The organism is Halobacillus sp. ABR2_026, assembly GCF_056158545.1.
This window is the reverse complement of record NZ_JBSWTM010000001.1, coordinates 2,606,105-2,628,550: the sequence shown is the minus strand read 5'-3', so window position 1 is coordinate 2,628,550 and position 22,446 is coordinate 2,606,105. Positions and strand designations below refer to the sequence as shown.

The 22,446-nt window shown below is 43.8% G+C and carries 25 protein-coding genes; 23 read left to right on the top strand and 2 right to left on the bottom strand.

The annotated features are described in order from the left end of the window. Nucleotides 1–11: 11 nt before the first annotated feature. From ACXADE_RS13720 to yajC, 18 genes are all read left to right on the top strand, one after another. Nucleotides 12–341, top strand: a complete 330-nt coding sequence (locus ACXADE_RS13720; RefSeq protein WP_474981017.1) for a ribosomal-processing cysteine protease Prp — start codon at nt 12–14, stop codon at nt 339–341. Between the two features lie 14 nt (nt 342–355). After that, nucleotides 356–646, top strand: coding sequence for a 50S ribosomal protein L27 (rpmA, locus tag ACXADE_RS13715; protein WP_035509352.1), 291 nt, complete (start codon nt 356–358; stop codon nt 644–646). A 285-nt stretch (nt 647–931) separates the two neighbouring features. Continuing rightward, complete coding sequence (locus ACXADE_RS13710; protein ID WP_474981016.1) at nt 932–1,447, top strand: Spo0B domain-containing protein; 516 nt, start codon at nt 932–934, stop codon at nt 1,445–1,447. Nucleotides 1,448–1,460: 13 nt separating this feature from the next. Then, on the top strand, nt 1,461–2,744 hold the full coding sequence (obgE, locus tag ACXADE_RS13705) for a GTPase ObgE (RefSeq protein WP_474981015.1): 1,284 nt from the start codon (nt 1,461–1,463) through the stop codon (nt 2,742–2,744). Between the two features lie 15 nt (nt 2,745–2,759). Next, the gene (locus ACXADE_RS13700) at nt 2,760–3,209 is read left to right on the top strand and encodes an ACT domain-containing protein (RefSeq protein WP_474981014.1); all 450 of its coding nucleotides are present in this window, start codon (nt 2,760–2,762) and stop codon (nt 3,207–3,209) included. A 14-nt stretch (nt 3,210–3,223) separates the two neighbouring features. Then, entirely contained in the window at nt 3,224–4,096 is an 873-nt protein-coding gene (gene pheA / locus ACXADE_RS13695) for a prephenate dehydratase (RefSeq protein ID WP_474981013.1), read from the top strand. A 171-nt stretch (nt 4,097–4,267) separates the two neighbouring features. Continuing rightward, nucleotides 4,268–5,308 carry a SafA/ExsA family spore coat assembly protein gene (safA, locus tag ACXADE_RS13690; RefSeq protein ID WP_474981012.1) on the top strand — a complete coding sequence of 347 codons (1,041 nt, stop codon included), beginning with the start codon at nt 4,268–4,270 and terminating at the stop codon, nt 5,306–5,308. Then, nucleotides 5,298–6,257, top strand: coding sequence for a phosphotransferase (locus ACXADE_RS13685; protein ID WP_474981011.1), 960 nt, complete (start codon nt 5,298–5,300; stop codon nt 6,255–6,257). The genes safA and ACXADE_RS13685 overlap by 11 nt, the downstream gene beginning before the upstream one ends. Before the next feature lie 35 nt (nt 6,258–6,292). Next, nucleotides 6,293–7,030: an NAD(+) synthase gene (gene nadE / locus ACXADE_RS13680; RefSeq protein ID WP_474981010.1), complete on the top strand. Its 738-nt coding sequence runs from the start codon at nt 6,293–6,295 to the stop codon at nt 7,028–7,030. A gap of 70 nt (nt 7,031–7,100) precedes the next feature. Continuing rightward, on the top strand, nt 7,101–7,652 hold the full coding sequence (locus tag ACXADE_RS13675; protein WP_474981009.1) for a YhcN/YlaJ family sporulation lipoprotein: 552 nt from the start codon (nt 7,101–7,103) through the stop codon (nt 7,650–7,652). A 499-nt stretch (nt 7,653–8,151) separates the two neighbouring features. After that, nucleotides 8,152–8,904: a YebC/PmpR family DNA-binding transcriptional regulator gene (locus tag ACXADE_RS13670; RefSeq protein ID WP_474981008.1), complete on the top strand. Its 753-nt coding sequence runs from the start codon at nt 8,152–8,154 to the stop codon at nt 8,902–8,904. A 79-nt stretch (nt 8,905–8,983) separates the two neighbouring features. After that, complete coding sequence (locus ACXADE_RS13665) at nt 8,984–9,553, top strand: BofC C-terminal domain-containing protein (protein ID WP_474981007.1); 570 nt, start codon at nt 8,984–8,986, stop codon at nt 9,551–9,553. A 135-nt stretch (nt 9,554–9,688) separates the two neighbouring features. Then, nucleotides 9,689–10,306, top strand: a complete 618-nt coding sequence (gene ruvA / locus ACXADE_RS13660) for a Holliday junction branch migration protein RuvA (protein WP_474981006.1) — start codon at nt 9,689–9,691, stop codon at nt 10,304–10,306. A 17-nt stretch (nt 10,307–10,323) separates the two neighbouring features. Continuing rightward, a complete protein-coding gene (gene ruvB, locus ACXADE_RS13655) occupies nt 10,324–11,325 on the top strand; it encodes a Holliday junction branch migration DNA helicase RuvB (RefSeq protein WP_474982230.1) in 1,002 nt (333 codons plus the stop codon). Continuing rightward, a complete protein-coding gene (locus ACXADE_RS13650) occupies nt 11,322–11,519 on the top strand; it encodes a DUF2905 domain-containing protein (protein ID WP_474981005.1) in 198 nt (65 codons plus the stop codon). Before ruvB ends, ACXADE_RS13650 begins: the two co-directional genes overlap by 4 nt. A gap of 29 nt (nt 11,520–11,548) precedes the next feature. Next, nucleotides 11,549–12,574 (top strand): tRNA preQ1(34) S-adenosylmethionine ribosyltransferase-isomerase QueA, encoded by a 1,026-nt coding sequence (queA, locus tag ACXADE_RS13645; RefSeq protein WP_474981004.1) that lies wholly within the window; start codon nt 11,549–11,551, stop codon nt 12,572–12,574. Nucleotides 12,575–12,607: 33 nt separating this feature from the next. Then, nucleotides 12,608–13,744 carry a tRNA guanosine(34) transglycosylase Tgt gene (gene tgt / locus ACXADE_RS13640; RefSeq protein WP_474981003.1) on the top strand — a complete coding sequence of 379 codons (1,137 nt, stop codon included), beginning with the start codon at nt 12,608–12,610 and terminating at the stop codon, nt 13,742–13,744. 15 nt (nt 13,745–13,759) lie between these two features. Further along, nucleotides 13,760–14,020, top strand: a complete 261-nt coding sequence (yajC, locus tag ACXADE_RS13635; protein WP_474981002.1) for a preprotein translocase subunit YajC — start codon at nt 13,760–13,762, stop codon at nt 14,018–14,020. 46 nt (nt 14,021–14,066) lie between these two features. Here the strand turns inward: yajC and ACXADE_RS13630 are convergent, their stop codons facing one another. Further along, complete coding sequence (locus ACXADE_RS13630; protein WP_474981001.1) at nt 14,067–14,450, bottom strand: TIGR04086 family membrane protein; 384 nt, start codon at nt 14,448–14,450, stop codon at nt 14,067–14,069. Between the two features lie 125 nt (nt 14,451–14,575). Between ACXADE_RS13630 and ACXADE_RS13625 the strand changes: the two genes are divergently transcribed. Further along, complete coding sequence (locus ACXADE_RS13625; protein ID WP_474981000.1) at nt 14,576–15,865, top strand: ArsB/NhaD family transporter; 1,290 nt, start codon at nt 14,576–14,578, stop codon at nt 15,863–15,865. Nucleotides 15,866–15,924: 59 nt separating this feature from the next. Then, nucleotides 15,925–16,575, top strand: coding sequence for a DUF421 domain-containing protein (locus ACXADE_RS13620; protein WP_474980999.1), 651 nt, complete (start codon nt 15,925–15,927; stop codon nt 16,573–16,575). 1,005 nt (nt 16,576–17,580) lie between these two features. Here the strand turns inward: ACXADE_RS13620 and spoVB are convergent. Continuing rightward, a complete protein-coding gene (spoVB, locus tag ACXADE_RS13615) occupies nt 17,581–19,137 on the bottom strand; it encodes a stage V sporulation protein B (RefSeq protein WP_474980998.1) in 1,557 nt (518 codons plus the stop codon). Nucleotides 19,138–19,250: 113 nt separating this feature from the next. Here spoVB and ACXADE_RS13610 point away from each other — a divergent pair, with 113 nt between their 5' ends. From ACXADE_RS13610 to ACXADE_RS13600, 3 genes are all read left to right on the top strand, one after another. Next, entirely contained in the window at nt 19,251–19,547 is a 297-nt protein-coding gene (locus tag ACXADE_RS13610) for a post-transcriptional regulator (RefSeq protein WP_474980997.1), read from the top strand. A 158-nt stretch (nt 19,548–19,705) separates the two neighbouring features. Then, a complete protein-coding gene (gene secDF / locus ACXADE_RS13605; protein ID WP_474980996.1) occupies nt 19,706–21,985 on the top strand; it encodes a protein translocase subunit SecDF in 2,280 nt (759 codons plus the stop codon). 120 nt (nt 21,986–22,105) lie between these two features. Beyond that, complete coding sequence (locus tag ACXADE_RS13600) at nt 22,106–22,426, top strand: LapA family protein (RefSeq protein ID WP_474980995.1); 321 nt, start codon at nt 22,106–22,108, stop codon at nt 22,424–22,426. Nucleotides 22,427–22,446 lie beyond the last annotated feature (20 nt).

Sequence of the window (22,446 nt, the reverse complement as noted above, 5' to 3'; positions counted from 1 at the left end):
GTTCGTATCGGATGATACAAGTATCGATGTTTCGCTCACAAGGAGAAATCAAAGGCTTTGAAATCTCCGGACATGCGGAGAGTGGCCCTTATGGTCATGATCTCGTCTGTGCAGCCGTATCGGCTGTTTCGTTCGGTGCAGTCAATGCAGTGATAAGTCTTTGTGGATTCGAACCTGATGTCGAACAAGGTGGTGAAGGTGGTTATTTGAAAATCACTCTTCCTGAAGATTTGGATGAAACCATTCATTCAAAAGCTCAAACCTTATTGGAAGGCATGCAGGTGTCTTTAGAAACGATTGAACAAGAATACGATCAATATATGAAAATATCCCAACGATAAGGAGGTGAAGACTCATGCTACGTCTTGATTTGCAGTTTTTCGCCCAGAAGAAGGGTGTAGGTAGTACAAAAAACGGTCGTGACTCTGAGTCCAAACGTCTTGGAGCTAAACGTGCAGACGGACAACAAGCAACTGCTGGTTCCATCCTTTACCGTCAACGCGGTACAAAGGTGTACCCTGGTGCGAACGTTGGCCGTGGTGGAGACGACACATTGTTCGCGAAAGTGGACGGTGTTGTTAAATTCGAACGTTACGGACGTAACCGTAAAAAAGTCAGCGTTTATCCTGTAGCACAGGAAGCGTAAGCGAATAGTCCATCAGCAAAAAAGCCGCGCTTTGCTTTTCGCATAAGCGCGGCTTTTTCTATATCTTTAAGTTTATTCCGTCTTGGATCCGCGACTATCGTTCTTTCGCTGATCTGAGATGAAGTTGTAAAATAACAGAGTCTTATTTGTCCGGGATCTCACATGGATCTACAATGGCCTGTTTGTAGCAGTTCGCCGATTGGTCCCTATCGTAAGTTTTTGGTTTCCTTGAATTTTTGCTATACTTTTTATTACTATGGGTGATTGAACGAGGGAGCTGAGAGGATGGAAGAAAAAGAAATCATTGCGCTTCTCAGGCATAAGCGTCATGACTGGATGAATCAAATTCAATTGCTTCAAGGATATGCCACACTGGGGAAGCAGGATCGTTTGCTTTCACAAATGGAAGAAATAAAAGAAGAGGCAGAGGAAGAACGGAAATTATTGAACAGTGATGCACGGCTATTTCCTTTATGGCTGATGTCTTTCAACTGGGTACATAAGTCGTACCGTTTGCGGTATTCTCTAAGGGGAGAAGTTGATTTATCCCGTCATGATCATAAGGTATTAGCTTATGGAAAACGGATGATAGAAATCATGGATGAACATATCGGACATGAAGAACTATATGAAGGAATATTAACCATCTATGTAGGTGGTCAGAATACGCCCGGTTTGAGCTGGGAATGGGAAGGGCCCTTTTATGAGCCTGATCTTCTGAAAGAAAAGCTTCAAACAGAAGGGTTTATAGCAACGATTTTTGATAGTAAAGAACTTTCTATTGAAATGACAATAGAATGAAGAGGTGAAATACATGTTTGTCGATCAGGTGAAAGTATTTGTTAAAGGTGGAGACGGCGGGAATGGTCTTGTGGCGTATCGCCGTGAAAAGTTTGTTCCTCGAGGCGGACCGGCAGGCGGAGATGGTGGAAATGGCGGAGATGTCATTTTTGAAGTTGATGAAGGTCTGAACACATTGATGGATTTTAGATACCAACACCATTTCAAAGCTGCTAAAGGCGAGAATGGAATGAATCAGAAACAACATGGGAAAAACGCGGACCCACTTGTGGTCAGTGTTCCTCCTGGTACGACTGTGAAAAATGCGGAATCAGATAAGGTTATTGCTGATTTGACGGACCATAAACAACGTGCGGTCATCGCAAAAGGTGGTCGGGGCGGCCGTGGAAATGCCCGTTTTGCTACTGCCAGGAACCCAGCCCCTGAAATCGCAGAAAATGGAGAGCCTGGAGAAGAACTGGATGTTGTTGTGGAGTTGAAGTTATTGGCAGATGTAGGTTTAGTCGGGTTTCCGAGTGTCGGGAAATCTACATTCTTATCTGTGGTGACCGCTGCAAAACCGAAGATTGCCGATTATCATTTTACAACGCTTTCTCCAAACCTTGGAGTTGTGGAAAGTCAAGATCATCGTAGCTTTGTCATGGCAGACTTGCCTGGACTTATCGAGGGAGCCCATGAAGGCGTCGGTCTGGGACATCAATTCCTTCGACACGTCGAAAGGACTCGCCTGTTGCTGCATGTCATTGATATGTCAGGGATGGAAGGCCGTGATCCATATGAAGATTATGTAACAATCAACAATGAATTATCTTCATACGATGAACGCTTGGAGAATCGTCCACAAATTATTGTCGCGAATAAAATGGATATTCCAGAAGCTCAAGAGAATTTGGAACGATTCAAAGAACAGCTCAGCAATGATGAAATTCCGATCTTTTCCATCTCCACCGTTACGAGGGACGGTTTGAATGAGTTGTTATATGCGGTTGCGGATAAGCTTGACGAAATTCCGAAACAGGAAGAACAAGTCGAAGAAGTGGATGAAAGAGTCATCTACAAGTTTGAAAAAGAAGAAGCACCGTTCAAGATCACTCGTGCTGATGACGGTGCCTATGTATTGTACGGCGAGAAAATTGAATCCCTGTTTAAGAGAACAGACTTTGCTCATGATCAATCCATTAATCGTTTTGCACGTCAAATGCGGAGCATGGGTGTCGATGATGCTCTTAGAAAACGGGGAGCAAAAGACGGCGATACGGTAAGACTGATGGATTATGAATTTGAGTTCGTCGATTAAAAGGGAGGATTTTTCATGGCGGATTACAATGAAAAATTTTATTTAGTCCGTAGCGACATTCTTCCTGAAGCTATGATGAAGACGATTGAGGCTAAAGAGCTGTTGGAGCGCGGGAAAGTAGAGTCCATATTCGAAGCCGTCCAGCAGGTAGGCTTGTCCCGAAGCGCTTTTTATAAATACAGGGATGCCGTATTTCCTTTCCAGGCCATGGTCAAAGAACAGATGATTACGTTGTTTTTCCATTTGGAAGACCGGAAGGGAACCTTATCGAATTTGTTAATGACGGTGGCTCAATCGGGCTGTAATGTTTTGACGATTCATCAGACCATTCCTCTTCAAGGGAAAGCCAATGTGACGCTCTCACTGAATACATCAGGGATGGAAGAAAGCATCGAAAAATTGTTGCAGCAACTGCACAAATTAGATTTTGTAGATCGTGTTGAAATTTTAAGCACGGGAGCTTAATTGGAGGGGAAATCATGCCGGAACAACGGATTGGATATTTAGGACCAAAGGGAACATTTACTAAAATGGCCGTGGATGCTTTGTTTGATGGCGGAGATTTTGTCGGGTATGAAAATATCCCCGCCTGTCTGGATGCAGTCGAGGAGGGGGAAATCGGTACAGCCGTTGTACCGATTGAAAATGCAATTGAAGGATCGGTTCATATGACGATTGATTATCTTGTTCATCATGTCAATCAATCGATTATAGCTGAGCTTACGGTACCTATAAAACAGCACCTTCTCGTTCATCCTGATCATGATGGAGCCGTCAAAAAAGTATATTCTCACAGTCATGCTATTGCCCAGTGTCACCAGTACTTGCATACAAACTATCCGCAAGCGGATATTGAATATACAGATTCCACAGGAAAAGCGGCTGAAATGGTTGCAGCTGAAGGTCCGGGCGTTGCAGCTATTGCGAATCATTTAGCAGCGGAGGAGAACGGGCTGAAATTTATGGATACAGATATTCATGATTACGATAACAACCATACACGATTTGCAGTCGTACAGAAGGTTCCGACGACTCTCAAAGTCAAGGACCACCCAGTCTCCAAACATAAGACGACAGTGATGGTTACACTTCCTAAAGATTATGTCGGCGCTCTCCATCAAGTTCTTGCTGCTTTCGCATGGAGAAAAATGAACTTATCTAAAATTGAATCGAGACCAATGAAGACAGGGCTTGGCAACTACTTCTTCCTGATAGATGTCGATCAACCCTACGATCATGTGCTGTTTCCTGGTGTGCAGGCAGAACTTGAAGCACTTGGTTGTCAACTCAAGGTACTGGGAACTTATCCAAGTTACCAGATTGATGTTCCTGCCCCGGTTAAAAAGGCTTGACCTTCACTACCCCTGAATCCCTTTATTACTAGGGATTCAGGGGTTTGTTTATATTTTTTATCAAAATATTATAGGCTTTTTCATCAATGTTTTGGCTTGTGTTGCATAGAGTGTTATGAAGCTATTATTGCCTTATTGTTTTTTCAGAATCACAGGAAGGGAGTTGCAGATGTGAGAATTCACATTGTACAAAAAGGAGATACACTCTGGAACATTGCCAAAAAGTATGGGGTCGACTTTGAGCAGTTAAAATCCATGAATACCCAGCTTTCCAATCCTGATATGATTATGCCGGGTATGAAGATCAAAGTCCCTCAAGGTACGAAACAAGTGAAAAAAGAGGCGCCAAAACAAAAAGCACAAGCGCCTAAGAAGGAAATGCCTTCTCAGCCACCTTACAAAGATACGTCACCTAAGCCGATTCCTAAGATTAAAGAAGATGAGAAGAAGCCGGCAGCTAAAGGTGTCATGGAGAAACCGATGAAGCCTATGCAGCCGATCAGCATGAATATGCCGATTACGATGCCGAGTATCGATCAACAAATGCAAAATTATTATACAACGTTCCATTTACCACAAATGCCTATGCCGCAGCCTAAGGAGGAATCACCGAAAGCATTTGAACCAAAAGATTCGCCGAAAGAAGAATTGAAAGGCGAAAAGATGGAAGATGTCAAAGGTGTGCAGTCACCAGCGGCAGGACCGATGCCTCAACAGCCTTATCAACAACCGATGCAGCCTCAGCAGCCACAGTATCAACCTATGCACCCTCAACTTGTCCATACCGATTACTATTGTTGTCCTCCATACCCTGTCATGATGCCGATGCAGATGCCGATGCATCATCATCCTATGCAACAGCAGCCAATGCCTATGATGGGTGATGAATCCAGCGATGATATGGTCCAAGGCGTGCAAGCCGGTGGAGATTGCGGGTGTGACGAAGAGAAACAGGGACCGCAAGGGTATGGACCGATGATGGGTCCATGGGGTCATCCACCACATGGTTACCATCCTTGGCAGCAAGCTCCATATGGTGGAATGCAGCAACCGATGGGGTATGGTCCTCCTCAACATCCTCAAATGGGGTGGAATCAACCTCAACAAGGGTGGGGACAGCCAAACCCACAGCAGATGGGACAGTGGGACCCTCAGCAAATGAACCAAGGATATCAACAGCCTTGGAGGGACGATGATATAGATGAGAGCTAAGCAAAGGATGGGCGATTCATATACGGATCGCCTTTTTCAATGGATGAAAACTGAGGAAAAGCTTCCCATCGAATATCAGCAGACCATCAAACCGAAAGTGTATAAAGTAAAATATGACGGGGAGCCATTCATATTAAAGGGGTATCGAAGGTTCCATGTGATAGAAAAACAAGTGGACTTTTTCGAACATTGGAATTATGCCTATAAAATAGCAGCTCGTCCCTCCCCCTTTTATGAACGCGTATTCACGCTTAGTAAACTGGGATGTGATTGGGCTTTGTTTGAACGCGTAGAAGGACGGCATGCAGACTTCAGCCGCCATAAGGAAAGGAAACAGGCCGTGCGCGTGCTCCATCAATTTCATCGAACGACAAAAGGGATCGGGGTATTGTCAGTTCCTAAAGATCCGTTATATATAAAGTGGGAAAACCGCCTCCAGCAATTGGAGGAAACGAAGGATGTATTTACAGATTTTCAAAAGAGAGGCATATATCAGGAACTGCATACATGTATGAGCAAGCGTCTGGAGGATTTTTCAGACCATCCATGGGGAGAAGTTGAAGAGAAAGCCTGGAATCATAATGAATGGCTTCATGGGGATGTTGCGCATCATAATTTCATCATCAATTCTGATAAGGATATAAAATTGATCGATTTTGATCTTTTGCATACGGGCCCCCGTCTTTATGATCATATTCAGCTAGCCCAACGCTTCCTTCCATTTGTAGAACTTAGAAAATCGATATTGCTGCCTTACTTCCCTCATGTGCAAGATAAGGAAATCTGGTGGAAAGGTGTGCTGGTCCCAGCCGACCTGATCAGAGAATGGCTTTATGGATATCGATTAAGCAGGAGAGAAGAAGCCTCCATGACGAGACAAATAAGGAAATTGGAAAAAGCCTGGGAAACCCGGAAGAAGTTTGTCCGATATGCTGAGCATATGCTATGATTAGATATCATATGTGTGAAAGGATGAACAATCCGGTGGAGCAAAAAGTTAATGAAATAGTAACCTGGCTACAGGAAAAAGTGAAAGAAGCAAATGTTCGGGGATTGGTAGTAGGAGTCAGTGGGGGAATTGATTCCGCAGTCGTTGCTAATCTTATCAAAAAAGCATGCCCAGACCAGTCTTTAGGGGTTATCATGCCATGTAAAAGTCAGTCAGACGATCAGGTGCACGCGAAAAATGTTGTAGAAGCTTGCAGCCTTCCAACAATGACGATCGACTTGACAGAAACCCATAATGTTATGTTTTCAACAATTAAACAACAGTTGAATAAAGCAGACGTCTTTTATGCTGAACAAGAGCAGCTGGCGGATGCGAATTTGAGAGCGCGTCTTCGCATGAGTACACTTTATACGATTGCTACCAACCATCAATACTTAGTTGTCGGAACAGATAATGCGGCTGAATGGTATACCGGTTATTTCACGAAGTTTGGGGATGGAGGCGTGGACTTAGTCCCGATTGCCAACCTGACTAAAGGTGAAGTTAAAGAAATGGCTGAATATTTAGGTGTTCCTGATGAAGTTATTCATAAACAACCGAGTGCAGGGCTGTGGGAAGGCCAGACGGATGAAAATGAAATGGGCACGAGTTATGATATGATTGACCGTCACTTGAAAGGGGAAGAAATTCCTGAAGAAGACCGAGAGATCATAGAAGCTTTGCATAAACGATCGGCTCATAAACGTGAACTGCCTCCTGCTCCACCAAAATAAGTTTGGCGAATATTGACAGACTAAAACATTCTCCTGGAACCCATAGTAAGGGAAAAAGGAGAATGTTTTTATGTGGAAAATTGTCACTATGCTCCTCTTAACCTCCATGATTATGTTTGCCTGCCAGACGGATGAGTCCGCTGAACCTAAGCAAGAAGAATCTTCCTCCTACCATCCTCTGGGATATGCTGATGATGGAGCGATTGAGCGACGCGGGAAAATCCCCACAGGAAAAGACAGTTATTTTAAGCGGACGACCGAAGAGGAATTCAGAAATGCCAAGTATGGGGTGACTAATCGTTCCCACGATAATGACTTTAATAATGAGGATGCGATGGATGTTGTAGAGAAAGTAAATGAGTTGAAAGAAATTACAATGGCTCAAGCATTTTCAACGGATGATCGTATGTATGTAGCTGTTATGATTAATCCGTACGACCTGCGGGATGAAACGATTCCAGAGAAAATTGAAGCTAAGGTGAAACAAGTATCGGATAAGGATTTAATTGTCTATACAAACAACAATACCTGGGATCAAATGAAAAACATCCATTCCAGGCAGGAGGCATCCGAAGCTCCACAAAAAATCAGAGACCGCCTCCGCAATTTCTTCAATCAATAAGCGGTCTTCCCCTCAAAAAGTGCAAATGTAAGTAAAAGGTATTTAAAAAAGAACGGGCCATGCCCATGATAAAAAGCCAGTGGTGGAAATAATGCTGCTGGCTTTCCTGCGGGGATATCGGCAATCCTCCTCAAAATAAAGAACTGCAAGTTATTTCCAGGGAGGATGGAGCAAGTCAAACTACTTTCCGGAGCCTCTAAAACCTATACAAATATCCCATAATGAAGTCTTTTTTACATTTGAAATTCAACACTGAACTGTAACAGAGCCTTTACATAAGGGGGAGACCTCTCCAAGGGTAGAGGGGTAGATGAGGTCCCACCGGACGTTTGCTGAGGAGGACCGCTAGGCTTGCCCTCTAGAGACAGCTTATTATGGGAGTTGGCGCTTTAAAGAGTGTTGGAGATTGTGATATATTTTAGAGTAGTATCATATGCGTAAGAGTACTTATGAAATTTATAGAAAAAGATAAGAATTGTCTCGGAGAGGAGAATGTCCAATGGCTGGCCATTCAAAATGGAGTAATATCAAGCATCGAAAAGGTGCTCAAGATGCGAAACGCGGAAAACTCTTCATGAAGCTTGCCCGTGAAATTTTCATGGCTGCGAAACAAGGAGGCGGGGATCAGGAAACCAACTCTGCCCTGCGTTTAGCCATAGATAAAGCAAGGTCAAACAACATGCCGAATGATAACATCGATCGCGCCATCAAGAAAGCGACCGGTGATCTCGAAGGCGTCAACTATGAAGAATATACGTATGAAGGATATGGACCTGGCGGGGTAGCTGTTATGGTAAAAGTTCTAACTGATAATAAAAACCGGACGGCTGCTGATGTAAGGCACGCTTTCAATAAAAATGATGGAAACTTAGGAGAGAATGGGTGTGTCTCCTTTATGTTTAATCGTTCCGGCTACCTTGTAATCGATCGAACCACTACAGAGGCTGACGAAGAGGATATAATGCTTGAGGTCATTGAAGCAGGTGCAGAAGAAATGGAAACCACAAATGAAGAGTTCGAAATTTATACAGAACCGGAATCATTTACAGATGTTAAGCAGGCCCTGATTTCAAAAGGCTATGAATTTAAAACAAGTGAAGTAACGATGATCCCTGAGACTTATACAGAACTAGAAGAAGAAGGCGTCGAAAAGATGCTGAAACTGATCGATATGCTTGAGGATAATGATGACGTTCAGGAAGTGTATCATAACCTTGATGCGGATGAAGCCATCTTAGAAAAATTATCCTGATTCCCTTTATCTATGATAATAACTTCTGTTTCTGGACACACTAGAAACAGAAGTTATTTTTGATTAGGGGGAATCCACAATGAATCGATGGATTATGGGGATCGGGGCAGTTTTAGCGGTTGTGTTCGTAGGCTGGATTTTCATCGGTCAGCAATCGCCGAAAAACGTTCAAGACAATTCGCCACAAAGGCACATTCAGGGGAAGGAAACTCAAGTAGAAACAGTGGAAACCCTGGTGAAACCTGAACCTTTGAAACTAACGGTCATTCTAAAAGAACATTATATAGATGGTGTGACAGAAACCACCAAAAAGGAAGAAACCATTTGGTCGATGATGGATTTTTGGGCGGCATACGAAGGGTGGACAGTGGAGGAACAGCAACTGGACCAAGTTGTGTTCCAAAGGGAGGTCGAAGACATTTCTCCCTTAACGAAACAGTCCGGGTATTTTGGATTGACGGATAATGGAGAGTTAGCTGTTTTTCAAGGCGTCCCGGGGCAAGGTAAGGTTATGGAATCTTTTAAACCAGTGCCGGTCAAGCCGTTGGAAACGAAAAGAGAGAAGGAATTACTGCAGGGGATAAAAATTAAAGATCATGCTCACTTTGAACAGGTCGTCAAACAATTCTCCAGACAGGATGAAGTGTAACCATAAAACAGCCATGATCGTTGTGGCTGTTTTGTGTTGTACATAGAAGGATGGAGAGGCTTTTCCTCGTGGGCGAACATGTGCTTGTATGTTACAATTAAGTGGATAGAAATAAGGGTAGAGAGGGAATTTTTAATGATCAGTTATGTGAAAGGTGTAATGACGACGCTCGATGAGGGGTCGATCACTATAGAAACGGGCGGCATTGGATATGAGGTGTTATGTGCCAATCCATACCATTTCCAAGATGCTGTAAATAAAGAAGTAAAAGTACATACGTACCATTATATTAGAGAAGACCTGCAGACATTATATGGTTTTAAGAAAAAAGAGGACAAACAGTTATTCGCTCAATTGCTCAATGTTTCAGGCATAGGACCAAAAGGAGCATTGGCGATTCTCGGGACGGTAAGTGTGCCGGAATTTGTATCTGCGATTGAACAGGAAGATGATAAATATCTGACTAAATTTCCTGGCGTAGGTAAGAAAACGGCTCGGCAGATGATTCTCGATTTGAAAGGAAAACTCATTGTCTGGCTTCCGGATGAAGAAAACGAAGATACGTTGTTCTATCAGGAAGATCTCACTTCAAAAGAGAAGCGGGCTGTTTTGGAGGATGCCATCGAAGCATTGAAGGCTCTCGGATATACAGAAAAAGAAGTGAAGTATGTCCGTACCCAGCTTGAAAAAGCTAAGCACGGCAGTGTGGATGATTATGTCCGACAAGGCCTGCAATTGCTGATGAAATCTTAAAGGGAGGAGGATGAATGTTGGATGACCGAATGATATCTGGAGAACAACAGGAATCGGACCAGGACATTGAATTAAGCTTAAGACCCGAGACTCTAAGACAATACATCGGCCAGGATCAAGTGAAAAATAACCTGAGCATTTTTATTGAAGCAGCGAGAATGAGAAACGAACCATTGGATCATGCCTTATTATATGGGCCTCCTGGTTTGGGGAAAACCACCCTTGCGTCGATTATTGCCAATGAAATGGGCGTTCAGTTCCGTACGACCGCAGGACCTGCTATCGAAAGAGCTGGGGACTTGGCTGCCATTCTTTCATCACTGGACCCTGGTGATGTCCTTTTTATTGATGAAATCCACCGCCTTCCCCGGTCAGTGGAAGAAGTCCTTTACCCTGCAATGGAAGATTTCTGTCTTGATATTGTGGTTGGTACAGGGCCAAGTGCACGTTCTGTAAGACTGGACCTGCCTCCTTTTACATTGGTGGGGGCGACGACCAGAGCCGGGCTTTTGTCTGCACCATTACGGGATCGTTTTGGGGTGCACAGCCGTCTCGAATATTACGATACGAAAGCTCTGTGCGCCATTGTTGAAAGGACCGCCGAGATTTTTTCTGTAGAAATTGATGGGCCGGCTGCAGTCGAAGTTGCCCGGAGATCAAGAGGAACGCCTCGGATTGCGAACCGTTTGTTGAAACGTGTGAGGGATATCGCTCAGGTGAAAGGGGAGGCTGTGATCAGTCAGGAAACGACGAAAGAAGCATTGGAGATGCTACAAGTCGATGCGGAAGGTCTTGATTTTATCGACCATAAATTGTTGAAAAGCATTATGGATGGCTTCCAAGGCGGGCCTGTCGGTTTGGATACGATAGCGGCTACGATTGGCGAAGAGTCCCAGACGATAGAGGATGTGTATGAACCCTACCTGCTGCAGATCGGGTATATTCAGCGCACGCCTAGAGGGCGCGTTGTGACACCAAAAGCGTACATCCATTTCAACAGGGAGGTGCCAGGCTCTTGACGGGCTTTGGTAAAATCTTTATTGTAATAGGGATTGTGTTCATAGTGATCGGTATTTTATGGAGCATCTTTGGGAAATTACCCGGCGATCTCAGCTTCAAAAAGGGAAACGTTACGTTTTATTTTCCAATTATGACTTCCATAATAGTGAGCATAATCCTTTCATTGGTTTTCTATTTGATAAGAAAATTTTGATACATTACACATTAGAATAGGGGATTCACATGGATATTAAGCAATACGATTTCGAATTACCAGAAGAGCTGATTGCTCAAGTTCCATTAGAGGACCGCACAGCTTCCCGTCTGATGGTTTGCGATCGGAAAGAACAATCCATCAAACATCGGCACTTCTCTCAGATTACAGATGAACTAAAAGAGGGCGACTGCCTGGTATTGAATGATACGAAGGTTCTTCCCGCCCGTCTCTATGGGGCAAAGGAGGGGACAGGTGGAAAGGTAGAAGTCCTTCTCTTACACCAGACGGAAGAAGATGAATGGGACGTTCTCGTCAAGCCTGCAAAAAAGGTGAAGGTCGGTACAAACATTATTTTTGGTGATGGGCAGCTGACTGCCGAATGTACTGGACTGGATGAGCATGGTGGCCGTAAAGTCAAGTTCAGTTATGAAGGGATTTTCCTTGAGGTTTTAGAAGCTCTTGGTGAAATGCCTTTACCCCCCTACATTAAAGAACAGCTCTCCGACAGGGATCGTTATCAGACGGTTTATGCTAAAGAAGAAGGCTCGGCAGCTGCGCCAACCGCCGGTCTCCATTTCACGGAAGGTTTATTGCAAGAGCTGCAGACGAAAGGGGTAGAACTTGCATATTTGACCCTGCATGTCGGTCTTGGTACGTTCCGCCCTGTCAGTGTGGATCAGATTGAAGAACATGACATGCATGCAGAATTTTATCAATTGAGTGCTGAAACGGCAGCCCAGTTGAATCGGGTCAAGGATCATGGTGGAAGAATAATCTCTGTAGGGACGACCTCTACAAGGACGCTTGAAACCATCATTAGGGATTATGGAACATTTAAAGAAGCAAGCGGATGGACGGATATCTTCATTTATCCTCCTCAAACATTAAAAGCAATCGATGGTTTAATCACGAACTTTCACCTGCCGAAGTCTACGTTGATCATGCTGGTCAGCGCATTCGCAGGGCGAGATTTTATCTTAGAAGCCTATAAACAGGCTGTCGAAGAAAGGTATCGCTTCTTTAGTTTCGGAGATGCAATGTTTTTTAAATGATCGGTGGATCAACAGTGAGAAAGGGTAGAAATCATGGCAATCACATATGAATTGATTAAAACATGTAAACAGACAGGGGCCCGTCTGGGAAAGGTTCATACTCCCCACGGGTCTTTTGAGACACCGATGTTCATGCCTGTCGGTACATTAGCTACAGTAAAAACGATGAGTCCTGAGGAACTCGAGAGGATGGGCGCGCAGATTATTCTGTCAAACACCTATCATCTTTGGCTGCGTCCTGGTGAAGATATCGTGGAGGAAGCGGGAGGCCTGCACAATTTTATGAATTGGAATGGTTCCATTCTAACCGATTCTGGCGGGTTCCAGGTCTTCAGTTTGAGTGATTTAAGAAAGATCGAAGAAGAGGGTGTTCACTTCCGAAACCATATTAGTGGTGAAAAGCTTTTCCTATCTCCAGAAAAAGCGATGCATATTCAGAACTCGCTTGGAGCAGATATCATGATGGCATTTGATGAATGCCCGCCATATCCTGCAGAACACAAATATATGAAGGACTCTGTGGAACGGACGAGTCGCTGGGCGGAACGATGCCTTGAAGCCCATCAACGGCCTCATGATCAAGGGTTGTTTGGAATCATCCAGGGTGGGGAGTATGAAGATCTTCGTCGTCAAAGTGCGCGTGATCTGACATCGATGGACTTTCCAGGTTATGCAGTGGGTGGACTATCTGTGGGTGAGCCGAAAGACGTCATGAACCGGGTGCTTGAATTTACTACGCCATGGATGCCTGATCATAAGCCACGGTATTTGATGGGGGTGGGTTCTCCGGACTCTTTGATTGATGGCAGTATACGCGGCATCGATATGTTTGACTGTGTACTTCCGACACGAATTGCAAGAAATGGTACATTAATGACTTCTGAAGGAAGACTGGTAGTACGTAACGCAAAATATGCGCGTGACTTCCGACCAATTGATGAAAATTGTGATTGCCATACGTGTAGAAATTATAGCCGTGCTTACATCCGTCATTTAGTCAAAGCCAATGAAACATTTGGATTCAGACTTACGACTTATCATAATCTTTATTTTCTGTTAAACTTAATGAGGCAAGTGCGTGAAGCCATTAGAGAAGATCGACTCGGTGACTTTAGAGAAGAATTCTTTGAAATGTATGGTTTCAACAAACCAAACGCAAAGAACTTTTAGAAAGGGGGAAAATAAATGGATACATTAGTAGGTTTACTACCCATTATTCTAATGTTTGTCATTTTCTATTTCCTATTGATTCGACCGCAGCAAAAGAAACAGAAGAAAGTACAACAAATGCAGTCGGACCTCCAAAAAGGCGATAGAGTAATAACAATCGGAGGACTTCACGGAACGATTCATGCGATTGATGAAGGTACTCTTGTGATTTCTGTACAAGATGGTACACAGCTTAAATTCGATCGTAATTCCGTACGTGAAAAATTGAGCGAATAAATGATAATCCCGCTACATTATGATGTAGCGGGATTTCTACTTCGTGTCACCTTTTCACTGTTTTCCTTGGCAGGTTAACACCAATCATCCCTCCGAGCCATGCGGCCAAAATCAATCCTCCGAAATAACTTAATTGAGGGAGAGACACCCATGAATTTTCGAATATGATTTGGAATAAAATCATGGCACTTACAAAAATCAGTCCCGTCATCCCACCCGAAAGCCAGCCTTTTTGTTCTCCTTTATAGGCGGCAAGCATCCCCCCGAAGGCAAGAATACTGATTCCTGCGACTAATGCGAGTTGATTGAGCGTCTCATATTCCATTCCTGTAAACCTAAGTAAAAGGGCCAACACACCGGCGAACACAATCATAAGTATAAAAATAGAACCGACTCCGTACCCAAGTACCCCGGATACTAACTTTTTCATCCGATCCCCCCTTGATAGGCTTGTCACTTTTATCTATATGCATGAAAACTATAAAGATAGAAGTAGATATTTTCTTATGGACTTGAATAAGTATTAGTAAAGTCCGTCCAAAAAGGGGAAGATCTATGTCAACAGTACTCGCAATCCTCATTTTCGTAGCTAGTTACATATTGATTATGACGGAAAAACTAAACCGTGCACTAGTAGCCGTAGCGGGTGGCGTACTCCTATTGATGACGAAAATTTATGAGTGGGAACAAGCTTTTGGATTTATCGATTGGGAAACCGTTGCCCTACTCTTTTCGATGATGGTGTTAGTATCTATTACCAAGAAAACCGGCATTTTTACGTTTATGGCCATCTGGCTTGCTCAGCTTGTCAAAGGCAGGCCTGTACCACTCCTTATTGTCACGGCTTTGTTCACAGCGGTAGGTTCCGCTTTCCTTGATAATGTGACAACAGTCCTTTTGTTCGTCCCTGTCCTTTTATCCCTCGTCGATCGTTTAAAACTTCCGGCTTTTCCTTATTTGATAATGACCATCTTCAGTTCTAATATCGGTGGGACAGCAACACTCATCGGAGATCCTCCTAATATTATGATTGGACAGGCGGTCGATCACTTTAGTTTCGTATCATTCCTTTATCATTTAGGACCAGTGGTCGCCCTCATTTTCGTTCTGGTTACCACCTGCGTTATTTTTCTGTTCAGAAATAAGTTGACATACAACCAAGAGTTGGCAGAAAACCTAATGAAGATGAACGCTAAAGAGCATTTGAAAGTTTCCCCTTTACTTTTTCATTCCGTATCGGTCATGCTTCTGACCATTATTGGTTTTATGATGCATCCTTTCATTCATATGGACATCACGACCATTGCGGTCAGTGGAGCCCTGCTGCTTTTGTTTTTATCCGAAAAAGAGTTGGAGGTAGAACATGTTTTTCAAGAGGTGGAATGGGTCACTCTATTTTTCTTTATGGGGTTATTTATGCTTGTAGGCGGGCTGGAAACGGTAGGTGTCATTGATGAATTAGCAAGGGGAATGGTCTGGATTTCCGGAGGAGATATGCCTGTAACCTCAATGGTCATGCTGTGGAGTGCAGGTATTTTATCAGGCGTCGTTGATAATATTCCTTTTGTAGCTGCTATGATTCCTGTTGTCCAGGAGCTTCAAGGGTATGGAATGATGAATGTCGACCCTGTCTGGTGGTCATTGGCTCTCGGAGCCTGTCTGGGAGGAAATGGTACACTTGTCGGCGCTTCTGCAAACGTAGTCGTCGCTGGATTAGCCGCCAGTCATGATAAACCGATTCCTTTTCTCAAATTTTCCTTATACGGTTTCCCAGTCTTATTTCTTTCCCTGATTGTCTCATCGATCTATGTATGGTTTCGCTATTTACTGCCGTTTTTGTCATAAAATCATTAAATTAGGTGATGTTAACGAGAGGGATACCTTCAGGAAAGGTTGTGCTCAGAATGCTTGTTCTAAGCATTATCATTCGTACCCTCCTCACCTATTTAATCATATTATTCGTGTTTCGGTTCATGGGTAAAAGGGAGATTGGTGAATTGAGTGTGATGGACTTAGTGGTATTCATCATGCTCGCAGAAATAGCGATTTTTCTTATTGAAAATCCGGATCAAGCCATTTGGAAGGCTGTTGTCCCGATGGGGGTTCTTTTGGCCATTCAGATCGGAAGTGCTTGGATTTCCTTGAAAAACCAGCGCTTTAGAAATTGGTTTGATGGGAAGCCATCCATCATCATTAAGCATGGCAGGGTAGATGAATATGAGATGAGAAGGCAGCGTTATAACTTCAATGATTTATTACTTCAATTACGAGAACATGGCATCAACCAAGTGTCGGATGTAGCCTATGCCATCCTGGAACCATCAGGTAAATTATCGGTTTTTGAAAAGAAGGAAGATGGCAGCTCTGATTTTGCTGTCGTATTAATCGCTGATGGTGTCGTTCAGTATAGTGGTCTTCAAACCGTCCAGAAAAATAAACAATGGCTTGTGAATGAAGTTCGGAAACAAGGCTATCATTCGTTTGAGGAAATATCCTTATGTACCATTAACGACCATGGAGAAGTACAAATCGACCGTAAGAATGAATTTCTATAAGTTTTCACCCTAGCTGTTTAATGAAAGGCCCTGTTAAAGGTCAGTATTGATTTTTGCATCAACGGATGGAAGGGACAATGAATGATAGGATGGTAAAAGGGGATTTATTTCCAAGTGTCGAAACCTTTAGATGATCTCCTTTCACGATGTGACCATTGAATCTTGTTGGATCATGATTTCGAAACGGAGCCTTTCGCTAAATGGCAGGCAGGATTGTTGAAGACTCCGTTTCGAGAGGGTCCGGGGTTCGTTATTGTGTTGAGTGCCAGGGGTGGCTGGGAAACTACTCGCTTTCCTGTGGGGGAATGCCGAGCTTCCTCGGGCTTATCGCCCTGCGGGATCTCGCCGATCTCCTTTCTCCCACGGGAGTCTCGCAGCTTCCCAACCACCCCATTCGGTCATGCGAGAAACGAACCCCTTTACCAACGTTGGATGGTCTTCCATTCCCCCGGTTGTTGTAAGCATAAAACGCTATGTATCAAGCTTTCCGGGTTCGAGCACCTCCGTTTGGGAATATGAACCTTATCCTCTCACCAACTAGAATAGCTGATGATTCATGAGGGGGTTTCGAGACCCTGATCTAGCCAAGGGGCGGAGGGGGATGGCGAGACTCCTATCTTAAGTGTGCAGGCGCCTCGTACAGAAGCGAGGGAAGTCTCACTAGCCGCTAGGCGCAGAAACCGGATATCTACGAGGAAAAGAGTGCTGGGTGAGACCCCGCAAGGCGTAAGACTGAGGAGGCTCACCGCGCTCCCGCGGAAAGCGAGTCATCCCCCGCAGCCCCTAACTCCCATACAAACATCTCGAAGCTGAGTCTTCAAGAAAAGGGAGCTTTCGTTGAATAAGCCAAATATAAAAATGTGGAAGTTCCATAAAATTAGAAGTTCCTCTTTGCAGTAATAGCAACACTAAACTTTAACAGAGCCTAATGAAAACGAACCTTGAACAACAGAAGGCATCTTTACTTATGAAATGTAAATAAAAAAAATAACCGCGGAAGCGCGGTTATTTTTTATTCAAAATTCGGTTCCATGGGATCATCTTCCATTCCTCCAACCGAATCAATCGGAAGCTGAACAACAATATAACGTACAAAATGGAAAGGCCTATACCCATCGTTAACAATTGAGAGAGCGGTTTGCTATCAAGGAGCCAGTGATGTTTCCATTGAAACCCTACCACTCCTATGATGGCTATTACCAATCCGAACTTGAAGAACATCTCCATTGGAAAACGAATGACTTTGTACTTTATGAGGACACCTAAATGCAGCAGGGTGACAACGACAACCCCTACGACGATAGCCATGGCAACTCCGTGAATTCCAAACTCAGGTCGTGAACTTAACCCAACGAGGACGATAAATTTGATGATCGCTCCAATCAACGTGTTCCACATAGCAGGACGGGCAAGATCTAAGGCTTGCAAGGTTGCCTGCAGGGGGGTCTGGATATAATGTAGAAGAAAGAATGGTGCCATGAACTGCAACATGAAGGAAGATTGACTCGTCCCATAGACTGTCATAAGAATAACGGCCGGGAAAATCATAAACACGATGGTGATTAATCCTCCCGAGGCAATGGACAGTCGAATGGACTGCATAATTCTGTAGGCAATGGTTTCGCCTTTTCCCTGGGCTGCAGCTTCACTGATGGAAGGGACAAGTGCAATGGAAAGAGCATGAGTCAAAAATGTCGGCAAAAATAACAGGGGGAGTACATATCCGGTCAGCTCTCCGTATAATTTTGTTGATTCTACAGCGGCAATACCTGCGATAGCTAAACTTTGAGCTACAAGGATCGGCTCAAAAAAATACGTGAGCGATCCTATGAAACGACTGCCCGTAGTTGGGAGTGCGATCGTCATCAGTTCGTTCAAGGTTTTTTTTCCTTCATGGATGTGCTTTTTCCACGACTTTCTCAATCGAAATCCCTTTTGAATGTTGAATTGTCTCACCATATACAATAAGGAGATTAATTCTCCTATAACAGCAGAGACCATAGCCCCTGCGGCAGCGTACTGGACTCCGTATGGGTAAAGCAATTTTGTCAGAACAACGACGGAGCCGATTCGTACGATCTGCTCAATGACCTGGGAGACAGCTTGTGGCTTCATGTTTTGTCTTCCTTGGAAGTATCCTCTTATGACAGAGGATACAGCGATGATTGGGATAATCGGTGTAACGGCAAGCAGAGGATAGAGGGCTCTCGCGTCTGTTAAAAAGTAGGTGGCCACAACCGGTGCCAGCAGAAAAAGCCCGATGGTAAACAAAATGCTCAAGGAACCTGTAATCATAAGGGATACGAGAAGGATCCTTTTGATCTTACTTTCGTTCCGCGTTGCTTCTGCTTCCGAGACTCTTTTAGAAATCGCTACTGGGAGGCCGAATTGGGTAATGGTGATCGCTAAGATCAATGTGGGAAGCGCCATCATATAAAGGCCGACGCCTTCCGCACCCATTACCCGGGCAACCACTATTCTGTTGATGAAACCCAGCAAACGGGTGATGAGTCCAGCAGCAACCAGAATAAGAGCACCATGTAAAAAAGTTTGTTTTGACATATGATTGATCCGCCTTCTCAAAAAAATGGAATTCCGCTACAATGAAGTATATGCGAAAGGATGGACAAGGCATGACACCCGTTTACTAAAACTGTAGAGTGAGGAGCATTCAAATGGATCATACAAAGACGGTCACAAATTGGAGAAAAGAAGTAAGCGTCGTTTTGCAAAGTAAAGTAAGGGAATTCCATTTGTTGGGGTATAAACGAGCGACAGAAGAGGAAGTATGGGATTGCTTAATAAAGAAAGTTTGGAATGGCACCCCTGAAAAAAGACTGCACCAAATGGTCCAGGATATCCTTCATTTGCAGACTCATACATATACGAGCTATTTAACAATGGAGGCTTATCAGAATGATGATCTGCTTGCATCCATCGAAGCTCTCACCGGTCCATCAGAATATGAATAAATGGTTCGTGTTGTAAGACTATAGGGATTCCTATTGTTGCGAAAGTTTGAAAAAGTAGTAGAATAGGTACGGGGATTATCAAATTTTGTCTATTCGTCATTTACATAGAGCTGATAAATCATCGCATGTGTTCGTACATAAAGGAGGAGCAAAACAGTATGGTGAAACGAGGGCGGATCGTCGCCTTTTTTATAGTGGTTTTATTGCTGGCTGCTACGATAGGGACGACCTTAACAGGAGTTACTAAAGATATTAAGTTAGGCTTGGATTTACAGGGAGGATTTGAAATCCTCTATGATGTTGAGCCTCTGGATGAGGATCAGGAAGTCAATGACCAGGTCCTTGAAGCAACAGCGCGTTCGTTGACGGAACGTGTAGACACACTCGGGATTAGTGAAACAAACATCACGATTGAAGACGGAGGAAGAATCCGTGTCCAGCTGGCTGGTGTAGAAGATCAGCAGACGGCCAGGGAACTGTTATCAACAACTGCTGAACTCTCATTCCGTGGAACGGACGGGGAGTTGTACATGGACGGTTCAGACTTGGTGGAAGGAAGTGCACAACAATCCTATCACCCCGATACGAATGAACCGATCGTCACACTGAAGGTGAAGAGTGCTTCCAAATTCTATGATGTTTCAGAGGAAATTTACAATACACCAGATGACCCAAGCACCCCTTATCCAGACAACCTTTTAGTGATCTGGCTTGATTATAATGAAGAGACTTCCTTTGCTGATGAGTGGGGGAAGGAAGATCCGGCGTATATTTCTGCACCAGGGTTCTCTGATGGACCGGTCCGCAGTAATTCAGTCATGATCAGTGGGGATTTCACGCAGGAATCAGCGACACAACTGGCGGACATCCTGAACGCGGGCTCACTGCCAGTGAACCTTGAAGAAACGTATTCTACATCCGTCGGTGCACAGTTCGGTGAACAGGCGATGAAAAAAACGATTTTTGCCGGCTTCATAGGAATTGCAGCCATCTTCTTATTCATGATTGCGTACTACCGGTTCCCGGGAATAATTGCCACCCTAACGTTGAGTGTTTATATCTACCTGATTCTTGTTGTCTTTGAGTGGATGAATGGAGTCTTAACACTACCGGGAATTGCCGCCTTAATATTAGGAGTCGGTATGGCTGTCGACGCGAACATCATTACTTATGAGCGTATCAAGGAAGAGTTGAAATCCGGTAAGTCATTACTGTCCGCTTATAAAGCGGGTAACAAACGGTCGCTGGCTACCATTCTTGATGCCAACATTACTACCTTAATTGCAGCTACTGTACTTTTCATATTCGGAACAAGTTCGGTCAAAGGGTTTGCGACGATGTTGATCGTCAGTATTCTTGTCAGCTTCATAACAGCTGTGTACGGAACACGTTTATTCATGAGTTTATGGGTGAAGAGCCGAATCCTGAATAAGCGTCCGAAATGGTTTGGTGTGAAGCCTGAGGAAATCCATGATATTTCAGAAGGAGAAGAAGTTGAAGCAACCTTCATGAAGCGGAAGTTTGATTTTGTCGGCCTCAGGAAGCGTTTCTTCTCCATATCCATCATTCTCATCATTGCTGGTATATTGGCTCTTGCCATATTCCGATTGAACCTGGGGATCGACTTTACTAGTGGTTCAAGAGTATCGATCTTGTCTGATGGCAAGATCACTTCGGAACAAGTGGAAGAGACGATGCAGGAGAACTTTGATGTGGATCCGAAACAGGTCATCATTTCCGGGGATAATAGCGAAATTGCCGTCGCCCGTTTTGATGCTGAGTTGAGCAAAGACAAAATCGGGGAAATTCAAAGTTATTATGAAGAAGAGTTTGGCAACACGCCAAACGTCAGCACAGTCTCACCGATTGTAGGTCAGGAACTTGCCAAAAATGCGGCACTTGCTGTCTTGTATGCCTCCATCGGAATAATCATCTATGTAACGATCCGTTTTGAGATTTTCTTTGCGTTAACCGCGATTATTGCCCTGCTCCACGATGCGTTTTTCATTATCGCATTCTTCAGTTTAACGAGACTGGAATTTGATATAACGATTATCGCAGCAATCTTAACGATTGTCGGTTACTCCGTTAACGATACGATTGTCACCTTTGATCGAATTCGGGAGAACTTGAGAATGAAGAAGAAGGTGAAATCGTTCAAAGAACTTGCAAAAGTTGTTAATGATAGTCTGATGCAGACACTTGCCCGAAGTTTTAATACGGTCTTAACGGTAATATTTGCAGCCGTCATGCTCCTATTCTTTGGTGCATCTTCAATCACCAACTTTTCATTTGCTCTCGTAATCGGTTTACTGGCCGGAACGTATTCATCCTTGTTTATCGCTTCCCAGCTATGGCTCGTGTGGAGAGGCCGCAACATTAAAGATCAGCCCATCAATTATGTGAAGAAGAAAAAAACAGAAGGTCCTCAAGTATAATAGAAAGAGGACGGATCTTTAGACCATCCTTAAAAGGGTGGTCTTTTGGTTATTCTAAGGGGCAACCGGGTATAAACTAAATAGATTAGAAGCTTTAATTAAAGAAAGAGGGGATCGATAATGAAGGGACAAAGTTATTTAATTCTGGCATTTATTTTTGCATTAGTCATTGCAATTTTTGCGGTTATTAATGTGGATCCTGTACAAGTCAATTATTTGTTTGGTTCTGGTGAAGCACCATTAATTCTCGTCATTTTGATTTCAGTTTTATTAGGGGGATTAGGAACAGCGTCTGTAGGTGCCGTTCGTTATTATAAACTGAAGCGGGAAAACAACCGATTGAAAGCAAAAGAGGTATCTACATCTGGCTCTACTGTAAAAGAAGAACCCGAAAAAGAAGAAAAACCAGAAGAAGAAAACTCTTCATCCAAAGTCACATAATTGCGTTTGCTACCCCTGGT

What these genes read in the sequence shown, in the direction of transcription:
- obgE (WP_474981015.1), top strand. Translation starts at nt 1,461, where the DNA reads ATGTTTGTCGATCAGGTGAAAGTATTTGTTAAAGGTGGAGACGGCGGG.
- ACXADE_RS13620 (WP_474980999.1), top strand. Translation starts at nt 15,925, where the DNA reads ATGCTTGTTCTAAGCATTATCATTCGTACCCTCCTCACCTATTTAATC.
- pheA (WP_474981013.1), top strand. Translation starts at nt 3,224, where the DNA reads ATGCCGGAACAACGGATTGGATATTTAGGACCAAAGGGAACATTTACT.
- ACXADE_RS13720 (WP_474981017.1), top strand. Translation starts at nt 12, where the DNA reads ATGATACAAGTATCGATGTTTCGCTCACAAGGAGAAATCAAAGGCTTT.
- ruvA (WP_474981006.1), top strand. Translation starts at nt 9,689, where the DNA reads ATGATCAGTTATGTGAAAGGTGTAATGACGACGCTCGATGAGGGGTCG.
- rpmA (WP_035509352.1), top strand. Translation starts at nt 356, where the DNA reads ATGCTACGTCTTGATTTGCAGTTTTTCGCCCAGAAGAAGGGTGTAGGT.
- queA (WP_474981004.1), top strand. Translation starts at nt 11,549, where the DNA reads ATGGATATTAAGCAATACGATTTCGAATTACCAGAAGAGCTGATTGCT.
- ACXADE_RS13670 (WP_474981008.1), top strand. Translation starts at nt 8,152, where the DNA reads ATGGCTGGCCATTCAAAATGGAGTAATATCAAGCATCGAAAAGGTGCT.
- ACXADE_RS13630 (WP_474981001.1), bottom strand. Translation starts at nt 14,450, where the DNA reads ATGAAAAAGTTAGTATCCGGGGTACTTGGGTACGGAGTCGGTTCTATT.
- ACXADE_RS13610 (WP_474980997.1), top strand. Translation starts at nt 19,251, where the DNA reads ATGGATCATACAAAGACGGTCACAAATTGGAGAAAAGAAGTAAGCGTC.
- ACXADE_RS13600 (WP_474980995.1), top strand. Translation starts at nt 22,106, where the DNA reads ATGAAGGGACAAAGTTATTTAATTCTGGCATTTATTTTTGCATTAGTC.
- ACXADE_RS13665 (WP_474981007.1), top strand. Translation starts at nt 8,984, where the DNA reads ATGAATCGATGGATTATGGGGATCGGGGCAGTTTTAGCGGTTGTGTTC.
- yajC (WP_474981002.1), top strand. Translation starts at nt 13,760, where the DNA reads ATGGATACATTAGTAGGTTTACTACCCATTATTCTAATGTTTGTCATT.
- ACXADE_RS13710 (WP_474981016.1), top strand. Translation starts at nt 932, where the DNA reads ATGGAAGAAAAAGAAATCATTGCGCTTCTCAGGCATAAGCGTCATGAC.
- secDF (WP_474980996.1), top strand. Translation starts at nt 19,706, where the DNA reads ATGGTGAAACGAGGGCGGATCGTCGCCTTTTTTATAGTGGTTTTATTG.
- spoVB (WP_474980998.1), bottom strand. Translation starts at nt 19,137, where the DNA reads ATGTCAAAACAAACTTTTTTACATGGTGCTCTTATTCTGGTTGCTGCT.
- ACXADE_RS13700 (WP_474981014.1), top strand. Translation starts at nt 2,760, where the DNA reads ATGGCGGATTACAATGAAAAATTTTATTTAGTCCGTAGCGACATTCTT.
- ACXADE_RS13675 (WP_474981009.1), top strand. Translation starts at nt 7,101, where the DNA reads ATGTGGAAAATTGTCACTATGCTCCTCTTAACCTCCATGATTATGTTT.
- tgt (WP_474981003.1), top strand. Translation starts at nt 12,608, where the DNA reads ATGGCAATCACATATGAATTGATTAAAACATGTAAACAGACAGGGGCC.
- ACXADE_RS13685 (WP_474981011.1), top strand. Translation starts at nt 5,298, where the DNA reads ATGAGAGCTAAGCAAAGGATGGGCGATTCATATACGGATCGCCTTTTT.
- ACXADE_RS13625 (WP_474981000.1), top strand. Translation starts at nt 14,576, where the DNA reads ATGTCAACAGTACTCGCAATCCTCATTTTCGTAGCTAGTTACATATTG.